General features: G+C 72.6%; 18 protein-coding genes, 2 tRNA genes, 1 other RNA gene and 2 pseudogenes. 7 read left to right on the plus strand and 16 right to left on the minus strand.

Annotation, left to right across the window (positions count from 1 at the left end; genetic code table 11):
• Positions 1-9 precede the first annotated feature (9 nt).
• From A6P39_RS22330 to A6P39_RS22360, 7 genes and pseudogenes are all read right to left on the minus strand, one after another.
• Positions 10-906 carry an RNA polymerase sigma factor SigF gene (locus A6P39_RS22330; protein WP_067057335.1) on the minus strand — a complete coding sequence of 299 codons (897 nt, stop codon included), beginning with the start codon at positions 904-906 and terminating at the stop codon, positions 10-12.
• A 177-nt stretch (positions 907-1,083) separates the two neighbouring features.
• Positions 1,084-1,374, minus strand: a pseudogene (locus tag A6P39_RS22335) (Dabb family protein); the annotation flags it as partial.
• Positions 1,375-1,384: 10 nt separating this feature from the next.
• Positions 1,385-1,564 (minus strand): hypothetical protein, encoded by a 180-nt coding sequence (locus A6P39_RS22340; protein WP_067057332.1) that lies wholly within the window; start codon positions 1,562-1,564, stop codon positions 1,385-1,387.
• Between the two features lie 166 nt (positions 1,565-1,730).
• Positions 1,731-1,815: transfer RNA gene (locus A6P39_RS22345), tRNA-Ser, on the minus strand.
• 67 nt (positions 1,816-1,882) lie between these two features.
• Positions 1,883-2,359: a tRNA adenosine(34) deaminase TadA gene (gene tadA, locus A6P39_RS22350; protein ID WP_067057329.1), complete on the minus strand. Its 477-nt coding sequence runs from the start codon at positions 2,357-2,359 to the stop codon at positions 1,883-1,885.
• 11 nt (positions 2,360-2,370) lie between these two features.
• Entirely contained in the window at positions 2,371-2,895 is a 525-nt protein-coding gene (locus A6P39_RS22355) for a tRNA adenosine deaminase-associated protein (RefSeq protein WP_067057325.1), read from the minus strand.
• Positions 2,896-3,266: 371 nt separating this feature from the next.
• Positions 3,267-3,491: a hypothetical protein gene (locus A6P39_RS22360; protein ID WP_443053070.1), complete on the minus strand. Its 225-nt coding sequence runs from the start codon at positions 3,489-3,491 to the stop codon at positions 3,267-3,269.
• 104 nt (positions 3,492-3,595) lie between these two features.
• Between A6P39_RS22360 and upp the strand changes: the two genes are divergently transcribed.
• On the plus strand, positions 3,596-4,231 hold the full coding sequence (upp, locus tag A6P39_RS22365; protein WP_067057339.1) for a uracil phosphoribosyltransferase: 636 nt from the start codon (positions 3,596-3,598) through the stop codon (positions 4,229-4,231).
• A gap of 144 nt (positions 4,232-4,375) precedes the next feature.
• Here upp and A6P39_RS22370 read toward each other — a convergent pair whose 3' ends face one another.
• The 6 genes from A6P39_RS22370 to A6P39_RS22395 all read right to left on the minus strand — a co-directional run bounded on the left by A6P39_RS22370 (position 4,376) and on the right by A6P39_RS22395 (position 7,584).
• Complete coding sequence (locus tag A6P39_RS22370) at positions 4,376-5,020, minus strand: LytR C-terminal domain-containing protein (RefSeq protein WP_079133876.1); 645 nt, start codon at positions 5,018-5,020, stop codon at positions 4,376-4,378.
• A 98-nt stretch (positions 5,021-5,118) separates the two neighbouring features.
• Positions 5,119-5,415, minus strand: coding sequence for a type II toxin-antitoxin system VapB family antitoxin (locus tag A6P39_RS22375; protein WP_004943146.1), 297 nt, complete (start codon positions 5,413-5,415; stop codon positions 5,119-5,121).
• 167 nt (positions 5,416-5,582) lie between these two features.
• A complete protein-coding gene (locus A6P39_RS22380; RefSeq protein ID WP_267893403.1) occupies positions 5,583-5,705 on the minus strand; it encodes a hypothetical protein in 123 nt (40 codons plus the stop codon).
• Positions 5,706-5,761: 56 nt separating this feature from the next.
• Positions 5,762-6,136: a hypothetical protein gene (locus tag A6P39_RS22385; RefSeq protein WP_067057315.1), complete on the minus strand. Its 375-nt coding sequence runs from the start codon at positions 6,134-6,136 to the stop codon at positions 5,762-5,764.
• Positions 6,137-6,246: 110 nt separating this feature from the next.
• Entirely contained in the window at positions 6,247-6,912 is a 666-nt protein-coding gene (locus A6P39_RS22390) for an HdeD family acid-resistance protein (RefSeq protein ID WP_067057312.1), read from the minus strand.
• 69 nt (positions 6,913-6,981) lie between these two features.
• The gene (locus A6P39_RS22395) at positions 6,982-7,584 is read right to left on the minus strand and encodes an HhH-GPD-type base excision DNA repair protein (RefSeq protein ID WP_067057309.1); all 603 of its coding nucleotides are present in this window, start codon (positions 7,582-7,584) and stop codon (positions 6,982-6,984) included.
• A gap of 163 nt (positions 7,585-7,747) precedes the next feature.
• Between A6P39_RS22395 and A6P39_RS22400 the strand changes: the two genes are divergently transcribed.
• From A6P39_RS22400 to A6P39_RS22410, 3 genes are read left to right on the plus strand one after another with little or no spacing between them, the layout of a single operon-like run.
• Entirely contained in the window at positions 7,748-8,254 is a 507-nt protein-coding gene (locus tag A6P39_RS22400; protein ID WP_067056281.1) for a cupin domain-containing protein, read from the plus strand.
• Between the two features lie 20 nt (positions 8,255-8,274).
• Positions 8,275-9,036 (plus strand): SDR family oxidoreductase, encoded by a 762-nt coding sequence (locus A6P39_RS22405; RefSeq protein ID WP_067056297.1) that lies wholly within the window; start codon positions 8,275-8,277, stop codon positions 9,034-9,036.
• 53 nt (positions 9,037-9,089) lie between these two features.
• Positions 9,090-10,949: a copper resistance CopC/CopD family protein gene (locus A6P39_RS22410; protein ID WP_079133836.1), complete on the plus strand. Its 1,860-nt coding sequence runs from the start codon at positions 9,090-9,092 to the stop codon at positions 10,947-10,949.
• Positions 10,950-11,065: 116 nt separating this feature from the next.
• On the opposite strand, the gene A6P39_RS22415 is transcribed toward A6P39_RS22410, so the two are convergent.
• From A6P39_RS22415 to A6P39_RS22425, 3 genes are all read right to left on the minus strand, one after another.
• Positions 11,066-11,491: a hypothetical protein gene (locus tag A6P39_RS22415; protein ID WP_067056278.1), complete on the minus strand. Its 426-nt coding sequence runs from the start codon at positions 11,489-11,491 to the stop codon at positions 11,066-11,068.
• The gene (locus A6P39_RS22420) at positions 11,488-11,766 is read right to left on the minus strand and encodes a CopG family transcriptional regulator (protein ID WP_039634366.1); all 279 of its coding nucleotides are present in this window, start codon (positions 11,764-11,766) and stop codon (positions 11,488-11,490) included. Before A6P39_RS22420 ends, A6P39_RS22415 begins: the two co-directional genes overlap by 4 nt.
• 167 nt (positions 11,767-11,933) lie before the next feature.
• Positions 11,934-12,018, minus strand: a tRNA-Ser gene (locus tag A6P39_RS22425).
• Positions 12,019-12,137: 119 nt separating this feature from the next.
• Between A6P39_RS22425 and ffs the strand changes: the two genes are divergently transcribed.
• The 3 genes and pseudogenes from ffs (at position 12,138) to purD (ending at position 15,971) form a co-directional block, all read left to right on the plus strand.
• Positions 12,138-12,234, plus strand: an RNA gene (ffs, locus tag A6P39_RS22430) — signal recognition particle sRNA small type.
• 38 nt (positions 12,235-12,272) lie between these two features.
• Positions 12,273-14,587 (plus strand): annotated as a pseudogene (locus A6P39_RS22435) (DNA polymerase III subunit gamma and tau).
• Positions 14,588-14,711: 124 nt separating this feature from the next.
• Positions 14,712-15,971: a phosphoribosylamine--glycine ligase gene (gene purD, locus A6P39_RS22440; protein WP_067056272.1), complete on the plus strand. Its 1,260-nt coding sequence runs from the start codon at positions 14,712-14,714 to the stop codon at positions 15,969-15,971.
• The last annotated feature ends 238 nt before the right edge of the window (positions 15,972-16,209 follow it).

The raw sequence follows: 16,209 nt of genomic DNA on the forward strand, positions 1-16,209 counted from the left end.
GATGACCTCTTAGGCGTCGATGCGATTCGCGGAACGCAGCCGCTGGAAGCTGCGGGCGAGGAGACGCGAGACGTGCATCTGGGAGACGCCGAGTTCCGCGCTGATCTGCGACTGCGTGAGGTTGCTGTAGTAGCGCAGCAGGAGGATGCGCTGCTCGCGCTCGGGGAGTTGGACGAGCAGGTGCCGGACCAGGTCGCGGTGCTCCACGCCGTCGAGGGCCGGGTCCTCGTAGCCGATCCGGTCCAGCAGCCCGGGCAGTCCGTCGCCCTCCTGTGCGGCCTCCAGGGAGGTGGCGTGGTACGAGCGGCCCGCCTCGATGCAGCTCAGCACCTCGTCCTCGCCGATCCGGAGCCGCTCGGCGATCTCGGCGGTGGACGGGGAGCGGCCGTAGAGCGTGGTGAGGTCCTCGGTCGCGCTGTTCACCTGCACCCACAGCTCGTGCAGCCGGCGCGGTACGTGGACCGTGCGGACGTTGTCCCGGAAGTAGCGCTTGATCTCGCCGACCACGGTCGGCATCGCGAAGGTCGGGAACTGCACGCCCCGGTCCGGGTCGAACCGGTCGATGGCGTTGATCAGGCCGATGGTGCCGACCTGGACGACGTCCTCCATCGGCTCGTTGCGGGAGCGGAAGCGGGCGGCCGCGTAGCGTACGAGCGGGAGGTTCGCCTCGATCAGCGCCCCGCGCACCCGGTGGTGCTCCGGCGTGCCCGGGGCGAGCTGCTTCAGCTCGGCGAAGAGGACCTGGGTGAGAGCTCGGGTGTCGGCGCTGCGCCGCTTCTCGGGGGTGTCCGGGGTGGGGTCGGGATCGGGGTCGGGAGCGGGAGGGGCCGCCTCCTCCTGGGTCGGCGCGGACTCCTGGGGCGGCGCGGCCTCCTGGGGTGGCGCAGAACTGGCCGACACGGTCAACGCCACCTCTTCATCGCTCAATCATCGGTCAAAAGCGGTCATAGCATCACAAGACATGTGCACTGTGTGCAAGCACCGCATAACGCCGTGTTGTGTTCAAACATCGACAAGTTGGGGCGTGCAACGCACGAAAGCCCCCCGCCGTTCCGGCGGAGGGCTCGGGTGGAGTGGGACTCGGAACTCGTAGTCGGCGATCACCCACGTGGCGAACTCGCGCCACTGCGCGACGCCCGCCTGATGGGCCGGGTGCTCCAGGTAGCGCTTGAGGGCGTCGGTGTCCTCGACCGCCGAGTTGATCGCGAAGTCGTAGGCGATCGGCCGGTCGCTGATGTTCCAGCCGCACTCCCAGAACCGCAGCTCGTCGATCTCGTCGCCGAGGGCCCGGAAGGCCGCCGCGCCCGCCACGACTCGCGGATCGTCGCGCTCGACGCCCTCGTTGAGCCTGAAGAGGACCAGATGGCGGATCATGGGGCGTACCTCAGTTCTTTCCTCCGTTGGCGACCCAGGTCATGAAGTCGCCTATGGCCTTCGCGGCGCTCGATATGCCTTCGAAGCCTATCTGGACGTAGCTCGCCGCCTTGGCCGGGTCCGTGATGATCACGTAGAGCACGAAGACCACGAGCGCGTACACGCCGATCTTCTTGGCGTTCACCGTCACCGCGGCCTCCCCTGTGTCCTTTGCCCCTGTCACCGGCCGCGAGTGTAACCGTCACGCTCCTTCCGGGGGCCAACGGCCTGCCGCTCGGGGTCTTTTCGGGCGGCGCGTGCTCGAGGGTCCCGGACGACGAGAAGGGCCCCGTCGTGAGACGGGGCCCTTCTTCGAGCGGTAGCGGAGGGATTTGAACCCTCGGTGACTTGCGCCACACTCGCTTTCGAGGCGAGCTCCTTCGGCCGCTCGGACACGCTACCGAGGGAGACCTTACAGCACAGTGGGGCCTGCTTCGAAATCGATATGCGGTGGTCCCGGCTCTGCCCGTCAGCGGTCCCGGAAGAACTCCGTGAGCTGCCGGGCGCACTCCGTCGCGAGGACACCCTCGATGACCTCGGGCCGGTGGTTGAGCCGCCGGTCGCGGACCACGTCCCACAACGAGCCCGCCGCGCCCGCCTTCTCGTCCCGGGCGCCGTAGACGACCCGGTCGACGCGGGACTGGACGAGAGCGCCCGCGCACATCGTGCACGGCTCCAGGGTGACCACGAGGGTGCAGCCGGTCAGCCGCCACTCCCCGAGCCGGGCCGCCGCCCGCCGGATCGCGAGGACCTCCGCGTGGGCCGTGGGATCGCCGGTGGCCTCACGCTCGTTGTGCCCGGCGCCGAGCACCGTCGTACCGTCCGGGGACAGCACGACGGCGCCGACGGGGACGTCCCCGCCCTGTACGGCTCGTCCGGCCTCGTCCAGGGCGAGCCGCATCGCGTCCCGCCAGCGATCGCGTATCGGGTCCGGGGTGGCCGCCATGTTCTCGATGGTCAGCGGACGGTCTCCAAGACCTCCGCGGCGCCCAGGGCATCGGCGATCGAGCTGAGCGCGTCGTCGGCGTCCAGGGCGCGCAGCTCCTTCTCGCTGATGCCCAGGTCGTCGAGGATCTGGCTGTCACCCACCGGGCTGTGCGGGACCGCGTCCGCGCCGCCCTCCTCGTCGTCGCCGGAGTCGGACTCGCCGTCCTCCGTGCCGTCGAGGTCCAGGGATTCCAGGTCGACGTCGACGCCCGGGTCCCGGCCGAGCAGCTCGTCGGTGAGCAGCAGCTCGCCGTACGCGCTGCGCTGGGCGGCGAACGCGTCCGAGACATAGATGCGCGGGTCGTCCTCGCCGTCGACGCGGACGACGCCGAACCAGGCGTCCTCCTGCTCGATCAGGACGAGCACCGTGTCCTCGTCGGGAGAGGCTTCCCGGGCCAGGTCGGCCAGATCCGACAGGGTTTCCACATTGTCGAGCTCTGTGTCGCTCGCTTCCCACCCGTCTTCGGTGCGCGCGAGCAGTGCGGCGAAGTACACCGTGACTCTCCCACTGATCATAGGCGTGCCGGTTGGGGGTCCCCCCGGCGGAGGTACGTGGGCGGACAGAGCCTGGGCTCCGAGCCCCACCCACTCGGAATCGTGGCAGAAACAAGGCGTTCAGGGGACGTCTTCGGCTCCCTGTGTCTTGCCGGCCACCTGCGGATCGTACGCGGCTTTTCCAAGCGCTCACGCACGCCCACCGCGCAAACACCGCCGTGGACGTGGATCTTCCTCACCGAGAACATTCTTACCGTGCCCTGCTCCAGGAGCCTCCTCCCCGCGGGCGGTCCCACGAGCGGACCACCAGAGGACTACGAACGGCCTACCGGCGCGCCTACGAACGGCCTACCGGCGCGCCTACGGACGGCCTACCAGCGAAACGTCCGCATGCGCAGCTCGTGGCGCAGCCGGGCGGCCTTGGCGCGCCGGGGCTGGACCCGGTCGCGCAGCGCGCGGGCCTCGGCGAGATCACGCAGGAACTGGGCGCGCCGGCGCCGGCGCTCGGCGTCCGTCCCGGGCACCCGGGAACCACGTGTCGCGGACTCGCCCGGGCCGCTGGTGTCCTTGGGCGCGTCGTCAGGAAGGTCAGGCAGGTCGGGCACGTCGCACCACCCCCGTTCCGTCCCTCCCACTTTCCCCCGGACGGGCGGTTTGACGCCAGCACCGGGGGGTGCGAGGCGCAGGTACCGTTATGGGCATGCGTCTCCACGTCGTCGACCACCCCCTGGTCGCCCACAAGCTCACCACGCTGCGCGACCAGCGCACCGACTCCGCGACCTTCCGGCGGCTCGCCGACGAACTGGTCACCCTGCTCGCCTACGAGGCCACGCGGGACGTGCGCACCGAGGCCGTCGACATCCACACCCCGGTCGCACAGACCACCGGCGTCAAGCTCGCCCGCCCGCGCCCGCTGGTCGTGCCGATCCTGCGCGCCGGTCTCGGCATGCTGGACGGCATGGTCCGGCTGCTGCCGACGGCCGAGGTGGGCTTCCTCGGCATGATCCGCAACGAGGAGACCCTGCAGGCCTCCACGTACGCCTCGCGCATGCCGGAGGACCTCTCGGGCCGCCAGGTGTACGTCCTGGACCCGATGCTGGCCACGGGCGGCACACTGGTCGCGGCGATCCAGGAGCTGATCAAGCGCGGTGCGGACGATGTGACGGCGGTCGTCCTGCTCGCCGCCCCCGAGGGCGTGGCGGTCATGGAGCGTGAGCTGGCGGGCACGCCGGTGACGGTCGTGACGGCGGCGGTGGACAGCCATCTGAACGAGCAGGGGTACATCGTGCCGGGGCTGGGCGACGCGGGGGACCGGCTCTACGGCGCCGCCGAGTAGGTTTCGCGCCTGCCGGGTGCGGCTGGTTGCCGTTCGCGGGTGCGGGTGCGGGTGCGGGTGCGGGCGTGAGGCGCGCCCTTGCCGCTCCCGCCCGCCCGGTGAAGGCGCATGCCGGTACGCCCCGCGCCCCTTCGGGGGCGCCTGTCAGCAGTTCTTCTTCGAGGATTCCGTCGACTGCGGTGCCGTCAGGGCCGTCAGCGCCCGCTGGGCGTCCGCCGGTTTCGCCAGCCCCTTGAACCCGTCCCCCAGGATGAGGTCCAGGTCGGCGCCCTTGCGGCCGGCGTCGGTGCGGTGCTCGGCGTCGGCCAGTTCGGTCGCCAGGACCGGCAGTGAGGTGTTCCGGGCGGCGGTGGGGCCGAGGAGTATCCCAGTGCCCGGGACGTTCTTGTCGTAGGGCTTGCCCGCGTTGCCCACGGCACCGATCTTGAAGCCGCGCTTCTTCAGCTCGTCGGCGGTGTCCTTGGCGAGACCCGTGCGCGCGGTGGCGTTGTAGACGTTCACGGTGATCTGGCCCGGCTTCGGCAGGGCCTTCGCCTGTGCCGCCGTGGTGGCCGTCGCGGCCTTGGGGCGGCAGTCGGTCTTCGCGCCGGCCGCCGAGGCCTTCTTGCCGCCGCCGGTGAAGACGTCGATGAGCTGCAGGGTGCCCCAGCCGATCAGGCCGAGCGCGCAGACGGAGGCCACCACGGCGGCCACGAGCCTGGCACGTCGGCGCGGCGGACGCATCCGAGGGTATTTGTCCCCCGTGATCCGGTACTGGCCGCCCATGCCGGGGGGAGTCAGCATGCTCATGGGCGCAGCGTAGTGTGCCTGAGCGGCGATGCCTATTAGATGATCAGTCGATGCCGCTCAGCGGAACCCGAAAGGGTCAACGGCCGTGTCGCGCCGGGTCAGTCGAGTTCGAGCACGCGTGCGTGCAGCACCTGGCGCTGCTGGAGGGCCGCGCGTACCGCGCGGTGCAGTCCGTCCTCGAGGTAGAGGTCGCCCTGCCACTTCACGACGTGCGCGAAGAGGTCGCCGTAGAACGTCGAGTCCTCCGCCAGCAGGGTCTCGAGGTCGAGCTGCTGCTTGGTGGTCACGAGCTGATCGAGGCGGACCGGGCGCGGCGCGACGTCCGCCCACTGCCGGGTGCTTTCCCGGCCGTGGTCGGGGTACGGCCGGCCGTTTCCGATGCGCTTGAAGATCACACGGAAAGCCTACCGGTCAAGACGTTCCGGGCGCAGCCATGGCGATGGAGTGCACCCCTGGGAAGTCTTGAAAAGATCAAGCAAACAGAGCAAATCGGTCATACGGGCTCCTGTTCTCTCCGGCACCGCCCGGCGGAGGCGGTGGTCCCGCCCCCGCCGGGGCCGGTTCAGCGGTCCCGCTCCCCGGACCGCCGTTGCGGTTCTTCCTTCTCCTCCGGCTTGGGCGGCGCGCTGCGCCTCGCCTCCGCGCGCAGCAGGGCGCGCAGGACGGCGTACGGATCCTTGGGCATGGCTGTGCTCCTTGCGTCGAGCCGACTGACCTCGCGGGTGTGGGGACGCGGGTCCGTCAGCAGCGCAGGACCACCGTGCGCAGCAGGGGCGTGGCGTACGGCGCCCGTGGCGCACCCGGGCACGGGCGGAGCCCCGGGCGGGCGGGCGCCGGGTCGGGGAGGGGCGCGGGGCACTCGGGTACGCCCGCCCGGTGGATCGCGCGGGCGGGCGGCCGTACGAGCGAATCGAGGCCGCCGAGGCCGTCGTGGCCGTCGAGACCGTCGTGGCCGTCGGGGGCGTCGGTGCCGATGTGCCCGGCGGTCTCGGCCGACGCGACGAAGGCGGGGGCCGCGTGGGCCTGCGCATGGGCGACGGGCACCCACAGGGCGAGGAGCAGCACGAGCACCCGCAGCCAGGTACGGCTGCGCGCAGTACGCACGGGCCTGCTCACGAGGGGTCTCTCCCCGGGCCGGGCGCCGGATGCAGCACGGCGGGCGGGAGATCCGCCCGCACGGCGTAGGAGAGGGACATGGCGTTGACGGCCACGGGTACGGCGAGGGCTCAGACGGTCTTCGGGACCTGCTTGGCCCGGCCGCGGATGCCGAACGCGGTGACGATCTCCGCGACCCCCACCACGACCAGCCAGATGCCGCCGACGAGGGTGAGCACGGCGACCGACTTGAACGGCGAGTCGATGAGCACGATGCCCGCGATGAAGGTGATGACCCCGAGGAAGGCCTGCCAGCCCCGGGCGGGCATCCGGGGGTCGGACGCGGCGGCCAGGGTCTGGGTGATGCCGCGGATCAGCCAGCCGATGCCGATCCACAGGGCGAGCAGCAGGATCGACTGCATGGGGCCGCGGAAGCAGAACAGGCCGAGCATGATCGACAGGGCACCGCTGATGAAGGCCAGCACGCGCAGCGAGGTCGCCTTGTGCGTGCCGAACGCGGCGACCAGCTGGAAGATGCCGCTGATCAGGAGGTAGAGCCCGAACAGGACGCCGGCCGCGAGCAGAGAGGCGCCCGGCCAGACCAGGACCAGGATCCCGAGGATCAGCGAGGCGATCCCGGTGCCCAGGACCACCTGCCAGGCGGCCCGGGACAGGGCGTGCAGAGGCCCCTCGAACGGTGGCTCCGGCTCGTGCCGCCCGCTCGGCGGCTGCCCGGCGTGGACGTTCCGGTCGTCGTACTCGCGGCCCCAGTTCGGACCGCTCGATGCCTCGGTCATGCTTCATGCTGCGACCGGCGGGAGCGGGCGTGCCACCAGGGTGGGCCGGACGGCTGACGGCCCGCCCTCCTACCTGCCGTGGGCCTTCGCCGCCTTGGCCGCCTCCTTCATCTCCTGCTTGTGCGCGCGGACCTTGGCCAGTGACTCCGGACCGGTGATGTCGGCGACGGACCGGTGGGCCTTCGGCTCGCCGTACGCGCCGGCCGCCTCCCGCCAGCCCTTGGGCGTGACCCCGAGCTGCTTGCCGAGCAGCGCGAGGAAGATCTGGGCCTTCTGCTTGCCGAAGCCGGGCAGGTCCTCGAGCCGCGCCAGCAGCTCGGTACCGGTCGGGACGTCCCGCCAGACCGCCTCGGCGTCCCCGTCGTAGTGCTCGACGAGGTACTGGCACAGTTGCTGGATCCGCTTGGCCATGGAACCCGGGTAGCGGTGGACGGCCGGCTTGTCGGAGAGCAGCGCGGCGAAGACCTCCGGGTTCATCGCGGCGATCTCGTGCGCGTCGAGATCGCCGGCCTCCCCGGCGCCGAGCCGGTCGGCGATGGTGCGGGGGCCCTTGAACGCCCACTCCATCGGAACCTGCTGGTCGAGCAGCATGCCCACCAGCGAGGCGAGCGGGGAGCGCCCGAGCAGCGCGTCGGCGGCGGGGTCCTGGGCGAGGTGCAGGGTGACATCCATGCGTCGATGATCGCCCCGCCGCGCGCCCGGCGCAGGCCAGGGCCGCCCCGGCCACCGCGCACTCCCCGACGCGTGCCCGCCGGAGCGGCACGCCCAACTCGCCCTCCCGGAGCGGACCGTGGCCTTCCCCGCACGACCTGCCTCGCTGACTAGCCTTCCTCCCGTGACGACGCCCGAAGAGCCGACGCCGGGAGAGCCGACGCCGGAAGAGCTGATCGCTCATTACGGACTCGAGCCGATTCCCCGCGAAGGCGGCCTGTTCCGGCGTACCTGGGCGGGGCCCGCGCGCCCCGACGGCCGCCCCGAGGGCTCCGCCATCGTCGCCCTGCTCACCGCGGACGACTTCTCCGCCCTGCACCGACTGCCCACCGACGAGGTCTGGCACTTCTACCTCGGCGACCCCCTCCACCTGCTGCTCCTCGCCCCCGACGGCACCTCCCGCACCGCCGTCCTCGGCCCCGCGCCGCTGTCCGGCCAGCACGTCCAGCTGACCGTGCAGGCCCGCACCTGGATGGGCGCGCGGGTCGCCCCGGGCGGCGCGTGGACGCTCTTCGGCACCACGATGGCCCCCGGATTCACCGACGCGGACTACGAACACGGCAACGCGGCCGACCTGACGGCGCGTTACCCCTTCGAAGCCGCCCGCATCGCGGAACTGTCCCGCCCATGACCACGAAGACGGAGAAGAGCATGAACCTTCTCGAGGGACAGACCGCCCTGGTGACCGGCGCGGGCGGCGGCATCGGCCGCGCCGTCGCCCTGCGCTTCGCGGAGCAGGGCGCCGCGGTGGCCGTCCACTGCCGTACGGCGGTGGCGGCGGCCGGCGAAGTGGCGGCCCGGATCCGGGAGTCGGGCGGCGCGGCCGTCGTGCTCCAGGCGGACCTGACCGACGAGGACGCCTGTCACCGGCTGGTCGGGGAGGTGACGCACTGGTCCGGCGGGCGGCTCACCGCGCTCGTCAACAACGCCGCCGTCCAGCCCGTCCAGACCCTGCCCGGGATGACGGCGGCCGAGTGGCGCACGGTCGTCGACACCGACCTCACCAGCGTCTTCTCCTGCACCCAGGCCGCGGCGGCCCATATGCGGGAGCACGGCGGCGGTACCGTCACCCACATCGCCTCCATCGAGGCGGCCCGGCCCGCGCCCGGCCACGCGCACTACAGCGCGGCCAAGGCGGCGGTGGTCATGCACGCCCGCGCGGCGGCCCTGGAGTACGGACCCGGGGGCATCCGCGTGAACACGGTCTCGCCCGGCCTGATCGGACGTGAGGGCCTGGCCGAGGCCTGGCCGGACGGTGTGCGCCGCTGGCTCGCCGCCGCCCCGGCCGGCCGCCTGGGCCGCCCCGAAGACGTGGCCGACGCCTGCGTTTTCCTGGCCTCGCCGCTCGCGGCCTGGATCACCGGCCACGACCTGGTCGTGGACGGCGGCGTCTCGGCCCGCCCGGCATGGTGATCACCCTCCCGGCATGGTGAGCACCCGCCCGACGTGGTGAGCACCCACCGGACATGGTGAGCAACGGACCCGAACTCTCCGTACCCATAGGGAATACGACGGCCCACGAAGGGGACGAGGTGCAGCGCGACCGACACCGATGGCCACGACGGCTGACCCTGCTCTGCGCGGGCCTGTTCCTCCTCCTGCTCGGCACGGCGGCCCCCGCCTCGGCCCACGCGGCCCTGCGCGCGACCGACCCCGCCGACGGGATCGTCCTCGGCGCGGCCCCCCGGCAGGTGACCCTGACGTTCTCCGAGTCGGTCGGCCTGCTCACCGACTCCTTCCGGGTCTACGACCCCGCCAACCGCCGCGTGCGCACGGGCTCCGCCGGCCACGCCCCCGGGAGCCCGGACACCGCCCGCGTCGCCCTGCCCGGCAAGCTCGCCGCCGGCACCTACATGGTCGCCTGGCGGGTGGTGTCGGCGGACAGCCACCCGGTGTCCGGCGCGCTGACGTTCTCCGTCGGCAGGCGCACGGCGACGACCGCGAGCGCGGCCCCCGACAGCACGGAGAACCCGGCCACCGCCGCCCTGTACAACGTCGCGCGCTACCTCGCCTACCTCTCCGTGGCCCTTCTGCTGGGCACGGCGGCGTTCGTGGCGTACTGCCGTCCGCCGAAGGCGGCCCCGCTGCGCGCCCCCGTCCTGACCGCGGCCTGGACGCTCATGGCCGCGACCGCCGCCCTGCTCGTCCTGCGCGCGCCGTACGAGGAGGGCACCGCACCGGCACAGGCCCTGTCCCTCGGCTCCCTCGCCCGCACGGCGACGACCCGTACCGGTGAACTCCTGCTCGCCCGCCTGGCGTTGCTGCTGCTGGCGGCGGCCGTCGTCGCCGTCCTGCGGGCCCGCCGCAGAAGGCTCCCGCGACGTGCGACGCTGACCGTGGCCGCGGCCGTCTCCCTCCCCCTGGCCCTGACCTGGTCGGCGGCCGAACACGCCTCGGCGGGCATCCAGGTCCCGCTGGCGATCACCGCGGCCACGCTGCACCTGCTGGCCATGGGCGTCTGGCTGGGCGGCCTGGCCGCGCTCCTGCGCACCCTGTCGCGCATCCCGGCGCTCCTGCTGTCGGTCCCGGCCCGCTTCTCCCGCCTGGCGTCCGCCTCGGTGACCGTCCTGGTCGTGACCGGCGTCTACCAGTCCTGGCGGGGGCTCGGCTCCTGGCAGGCGCTCACGGACACGGCGTACGGCCGCACGCTGCTGGCCAAACTGGCGGCGGTCACCGCGCTCCTGCTGGCGGCGGCCTGTTCCCGCGCCTGGACGTCCCGCATGGCACAGGCGCGGTCACGTACGGCCACGACGACCCCGGTCCGTGTCCCCGAACCGGCGACGGGCCCCCCGCTCCCCGAGGAACCGCCCGCTCCCGCACCCCCGCCGCCGCCCGTCCCCTTCCACGTCCTGCGCCGCTCGGTGCTGGCGGAAGCGGCCGCGGCAGTGGTGGTCCTGGCCCTGACGACCCTCCTGACGACCACCGTCCCCGGCCGCGCGGCCACCGGGGCGGCGCAGTCCGGCACGGCGGACGCGGGTATCCCGACGGCGTCCGTGACGACGATCCCCTTCGACCTCGGCACCCCCGGCGGCCACGGCAAGGTCCAGGTCACCCTGGACCCGGGCCGCGTGGGCCGCACCTCCGTCCAGGCGGTGGTCTACGGCCCGGACGGCGGCCTGTCCACGGTCCCCGAACTCCGTGTCTCGCTCACCCTGCCCGCCCAGCGCATCGGCCCCCTCGACACCAAGGTCACCGACCGCGGCGGCTACTGGGCCGCCGACTCCTTCGACCTCCCCATCCCGGGAACCTGGACGATGAAGGCGACGGTACGGGTGTCGGACCTGGACCAGGTGACGGTGTCGGCGCCGGTGCGGGTGGTGCGGTAGACCACCGGGCCCACTCGTCCCGGAGGGAGCGGCGGGTGTCATCCCCGTTCTGCGGCCAGGCCGCGGGTGAGCGCGGTGACCGGGTCGCTGTCGGCCAGAACCGACAGGGCGCCGGGTCATACCTTCTTGACGACGATGGTGTCCGGGAGGAGTTTCTCCAGGTCGTCCACGTCCGAGGCGAAGACGGTGACCTGCCCCTTCTGCCGGCGTGCGATGACAGCGAGCACGGCATCGATCGCGTACTTGTGACCGTGCAGTTTGGCGTCGGCCAGGAGACGCCGGGCCTGGCGGGCCTCGTCCTTTCCGATGTCGGCGACCTTGAGCCGGGAGAGCACCCAGTCCCAGCGCTGTTCGGTGGTTCTGCCGTCGTACGCCTCGACGAGCGTCATGGGAGATGTCACCACCTCGGCCTCACCCCCGGCCGCGAGGCCGAGCCAGGCGATCATCTTGCGGTCGCCGCGCACGGCCAGGGACAGGGCTTCGCAGTCGAGTACGAAGACGCGCAGCGGCCGCTGCCTGTGCTCACCGGCGCGCTTCTTCACGCCGCCTCTCCGGCATCGTGTCCTCCGGCGGTGCGACGGCGCTCGTGCTCGGCGTCGAGATCATCCAGTTCCGCCAGGGCTGCCGCGCGTTCGTCCTCGGTGACCGGCCCGTGTTCCTCCTGCAGCCAGTCGACCAGCTCCAGCAGCCGGTCCCGATCGCGCTTGAACCGCAGCGCCTCGGCTACATACGCCGAAAGTCCCCGCTCAGCCGCGTCGGCGCGGATCTCGTCGAGGAGATCTTCGGGGATCGTCACCGTGACTTTTTTCGTCGCCATACAAGAGACCATACTCCTGGTGTAAGCGCCCTTACCAGGGTCGTTGAACCAGTCAGGCTCAGGATGCGGAGGCGCGCGATTTGAGACTGCAACTGAGACCAAGGCATGCCAAGAACCCCGGCCGCCGAAGCGGACCGGGGTTCTCGTTTCGCCTGTTCAGGCGGCTGCGGAGGATACGAGATTCGAACTCGTGAGGGGTTGCCCCCAACACGCTTTCCAAGCGTGCGCCCTAGGCCTCTAGGCGAATCCTCCGCCGGAAACATTACATGACCGAGGGGAGTGCTCGCGAACCCGTTCCCGCAGGCCCGGATCGGGTACGACCGCGGCCGTGGATCGGGTACTGACCGCGGGCCCCGATCGGGTACTGTGGGCGCAGCCCCTCACGCGGCGCTATCTGACTGAACTCCCCCAGGGCCGGAAGGCAGCAAGGGTAGGTCGGCTCTGGCGGGTGCGTGGGGGGCCCTTGTTTTCCCGGGTTGTCAGTGGGCGCCTATAACCTCGTATGCGTGTCGTCTCTCGCGCTGTACCGCCGCTATCGCCCGGAGACCTTTGCCGAGGTCATCGGGCAGGAGCATGTCACCGACCCGCTGCAGCAGGCGCTGCGGAACAACCGGGTCAATCACGCGTACCTGTTCAGCGGTCCGCGCGGTTGTGGCAAGACGACCAGCGCGCGCATCCTCGCCCGCTGTCTGAACTGTGAGCAAGGTCCCACTCCGACCCCGTGCGGCGAGTGCCAGTCGTGCCAGGACCTCGCCAGGAACGGCCCCGGCTCGATCGACGTCATCGAGATCGACGCGGCTTCGCACGGTGGTGTGGACGACGCCCGTGAGCTGCGCGAGAAGGCGTTCTTCGGCCCCGCGAGCAGCCGGTACAAGATCTACATCATCGACGAGGCCCACATGGTCACGTCGGCCGGCTTCAACGCGCTGCTGAAGGTGGTCGAGGAGCCGCCGGAGCATCTCAAGTTCATCTTCGCGACCACCGAGCCCGAGAAGGTCATCGGCACGATCCGGTCGCGGACCCACCACTACCCCTTCCGGCTCGTCCCGCCCGGCACCCTGCGGGACTACCTCGCCGAGGTGTGCCAGAAGGAGGACATCCCGGTCGAGGACGGCGTGCTGCCGCTCGTCGTGCGCGCCGGTGCGGGCTCGGTGCGTGACTCCATGTCCGTCATGGACCAGCTCCTCGCCGGAGCGGGCGAGGAGGGTGTGACGTATGCCATGGCCACCTCCCTGCTCGGCTACACCGACGGTTCGCTGCTCGACTCCGTCGTGGAGGCCTTCGCCACCGGTGACGGCGCCGCCGCCTTCGAGGTCGTCGACCGCGTCATCGAGGGCGGCAACGACCCGCGCCGCTTCGTCGCCGATCTGCTGGAGCGGCTGCGCGACCTGGTGATCCTCGCCGCCGTTCCGGACGCGGTGGACAAGGGGCTCCTCGACGCCCCGGCCGATGTCCTGGAGCGCATGCAGGCACAGACCTCCACGTTCGGCGCGGCCGAGCTGAGCCGCGCCGCCGACCTCGTCAACGACGGCCTCACGGAGATGCGCGGCGCCACCTCGCCCCGCCTCCAGCTGGAGCTGATCTGCGCGCGCGTGCTGCTCCCCGCCGCCTACGGCGACGAGCGCTCGGTCATGGCCCGCCTCGACCGCCTCGAGCGCGGTGTCAGCTTCTCGGGCGGCGGCGCGCCCGCCATGGGGTACGTCCCCGGCCCCGAGGCCCACGGCGCCGGTGCCCCCATGCCCGCCATGCCCTCCATGCAGTCCGTACCGCCCGGCGGCGGCCCAGCCGCGGCCCGCGCGGCCGTACGCGCGAACGGCCCGGGTGCGGGCGGCCCGGTGCCCGCTGCCGGTGCTCCCGGTGCCGGTGGCCCGGCTCCGGCCGCCCCGCGCCCACGGCCCCTGCCGCTCCCCGCCCCCACCCCTGCGACGGCACCCGCACCGGCTCCGGCAGCCGCATCGGCCACCCCGGCGGCCCCGCGCCCGCCGCACAGCCCCGGCCGCCCCTGCCGCTGAGCCCCCGCCGCTCCGGCCCCGGCGCCTGGCCCACCGCCGCCCCCGTCGGAAGCGGTAGGCGGCCCGGTGGCTGGCCCACGGCCGCCGCTCCTCGGCCGGACAGCAGGGCCAGGCCCCGGCCCCGGCCCCGGCCCAGGCGGCGGGCCGCGCGCCCGCCCAGCCGCAGCACCAGGCGGCCGCCGCGCCGCGGCTCCGCAGCGCCGGCCCCGGCCGCGGTCGCGCCCGCAGGCAGCCTCGACCCCCGCGCCCTGTGGCCGAACATCCTGGAGGCCGTCAAGAACCGCCGCCGCTTCACCTGGATCCTGCTGAGCCAGAATGCCCAGGTGACCGGCTTCGACGGCACGACCCTCCAGCTCGGCTTCGTCAACGCCGGCGCCCGCGACAACTTCGCCGGCAGCGGCAGCGAGGACGTCCTGCGGCAGGCGCTGGCCGAGCAGTTCAACGTGCAGTGGAAGATTGAGGCCGTCGTCGACCCGTCCGGCGGCTCCGCACCTCCTGCGCCGGGCGGCTCGTCCGGCTACGGCGCAGGCGGTGGCTACGGCGGTGCCGGAGCCGGCGGTGGCTACGGCGCCCCGGCCGCCCCCCGCCCCGCGGCGTCCCAGCCGGGCCCGCAGGCACCCGCGCCCGCCCCGGCCGCGCCGACTCCGGCCCCCCGGCCCACGGCCGCCCCGGAGCCGCCGCCCGTCGCCCCCGAGGACGACATCCCGGCGGACGACGACCCCGACCTGGACGAGTCGGCCCTCTCCGGCCACGAACTGATCGTGCGGGAGCTGGGCGCGACGGTGATGGAGGAGTTCTCCAACGAATAGCCGACCGACGGGAGCGAGAAGCGCGGCGGAGACACGAGCGGCCGGCCCGAGGGGGCGCGTTTGGAGGAAAGTACAGCAAACCCGGCCCCCGGCCTTCGGCAACCTTGCCATTAGGCTGACCCCCGTGAAGGTCCTCGTCATCGGCAGCGGCGCCCGCGAACACGCCCTGTGCCGCTCCCTGTCCCTCGATCCCGACGTCACCGCGCTGCACTGCGCCCCCGGCAACGCCGGCATCGCCGAGGTCGCCGAGCTGCACCCGGTCGACGCGCTCGACGGCACGGCGGTGGCCGAGCTGGCCACCGGCCTCGGTGCCGAGCTGGTCGTCGTCGGCCCGGAGGCCCCGCTGGTCGCCGGGGTCGCCGATGCCGTCCGCGCGGCGGGCATCCCCGTCTTCGGCCCGTCCGGGAAGGCGGCCCGGCTGGAGGGGTCCAAGGCCTTCGCCAAGGACGTCATGGCGGCGGCCGGGGTCCCGACCGCCCGCTCCTACGTCTGCACCACCGCCGAGGAGGTCGCCGAGGCCCTCGACGCCTTCGGCGCTCCCTACGTCGTCAAGGACGACGGCCTCGCCGCCGGCAAGGGCGTCGTCGTCACCGAGGACCTCGACCAGGCCAAGGCGCACGCCGCCGCCTGCGAGCGCGTGGTCGTCGAGGAGTTCCTCGACGGCCCCGAGGTCTCCCTCTTCGCCATCACCGACGGCGAGACCGTCGTACCGCTCCAGCCCGCCCAGGACTTCAAGCGCGCCCTCGACGCCGACGAGGGCCCCAACACCGGCGGCATGGGCGCGTACTCGCCGCTGCCCTGGGCCGATCCGAAGCTGGTCGACGAGGTGCTGGAGACGGTCCTGCAGCCGACGGTGGACGAACTGCACCGCCGTGGCACGCCGTTCTCCGGTCTGCTCTACGCCGGGCTGGCGATCACCAGCCGAGGCGTGCGGGTCATCGAGTTCAACGCCCGCTTCGGCGACCCCGAGACCCAGGTCGTGCTGGCCCGGCTGAAGACGCCGCTGGCCGGTGTGCTGCGCGCCGCCGCCGACGGCACGCTCGCCGATCTGCCGCCGCTGCGCTGGAGCGAGGACGCGGCCGTGACCGTCGTCGTCGCCTCGCACAACTACCCGGGCACGCCCCGCACCGGCGACCCGATCACCGGCCTGGCCGAGGTGGCCGCCGAGGACGCGCCGCACGCGTACGTGCTGCACGCCGGGACCAAGCGGGACGGCGACGCCGTCGTCAGCGCGGGCGGGCGTGTGCTGTCCGTCACGGCGGTCGGCGCGGACCTGACCGAGGCACGTGAGCGGGCGTACCGGGCGGTGGGCCGGATCCGGCTGGACGGCTCCCAGCACCGCACCGACATCGCCGCGAAGGCGGCCCGGGCGGCAGGCGTCTGACCTGCCCCGCTGTCGGCCAAGGCGTTGACCGGGCCCCGGATCCTCGATCCGGGGCCTGATCTTTGCTGTCTGTCACCCACCTCTGACCAAAGCCATTCCATCGAGTGACCGATCGCCCATACGGCTGACGGGGGCCTGGGCCCCAACTAGGGTGCCGCGCAAGCGTTCCGGCACTTGGCCCACCGGCATTGCGATGTCAGTGGCTGGTGCCACAGTGGGGGAGTGAGCACCACCAGGC

Origin of the sequence: Streptomyces sp. FXJ1.172 (assembly GCF_001636945.3) — a bacterium.
In the GTDB taxonomy this organism is placed as follows: domain Bacteria; phylum Actinomycetota; class Actinomycetes; order Streptomycetales; family Streptomycetaceae; genus Streptomyces.

Excerpts from the sequence above, each read along its gene's own strand:
- tadA (WP_067057329.1), bottom strand. The coding sequence starts at position 2,359 with ATGGCGGCCACCCCGGACCCGATACGCGATCGCTGGCGGGACGCGATG.
- upp (WP_067057339.1), top strand. The coding sequence starts at position 3,596 with ATGCGTCTCCACGTCGTCGACCACCCCCTGGTCGCCCACAAGCTCACC.
- A6P39_RS22370 (WP_079133876.1), bottom strand. The coding sequence starts at position 5,020 with ATGAGCATGCTGACTCCCCCCGGCATGGGCGGCCAGTACCGGATCACG.
- A6P39_RS22380 (WP_267893403.1), bottom strand. The coding sequence starts at position 5,705 with ATGCCCAAGGATCCGTACGCCGTCCTGCGCGCCCTGCTGCGCGCGGAG.
- A6P39_RS22390 (WP_067057312.1), bottom strand. The coding sequence starts at position 6,912 with ATGACCGAGGCATCGAGCGGTCCGAACTGGGGCCGCGAGTACGACGAC.
- A6P39_RS22395 (WP_067057309.1), bottom strand. The coding sequence starts at position 7,584 with ATGGATGTCACCCTGCACCTCGCCCAGGACCCCGCCGCCGACGCGCTG.
- A6P39_RS22405 (WP_067056297.1), top strand. The coding sequence starts at position 8,275 with ATGAACCTTCTCGAGGGACAGACCGCCCTGGTGACCGGCGCGGGCGGC.
- A6P39_RS22410 (WP_079133836.1), top strand. The coding sequence starts at position 9,090 with ATGGTGAGCAACGGACCCGAACTCTCCGTACCCATAGGGAATACGACG.
- A6P39_RS22420 (WP_039634366.1), bottom strand. The coding sequence starts at position 11,766 with ATGGCGACGAAAAAAGTCACGGTGACGATCCCCGAAGATCTCCTCGAC.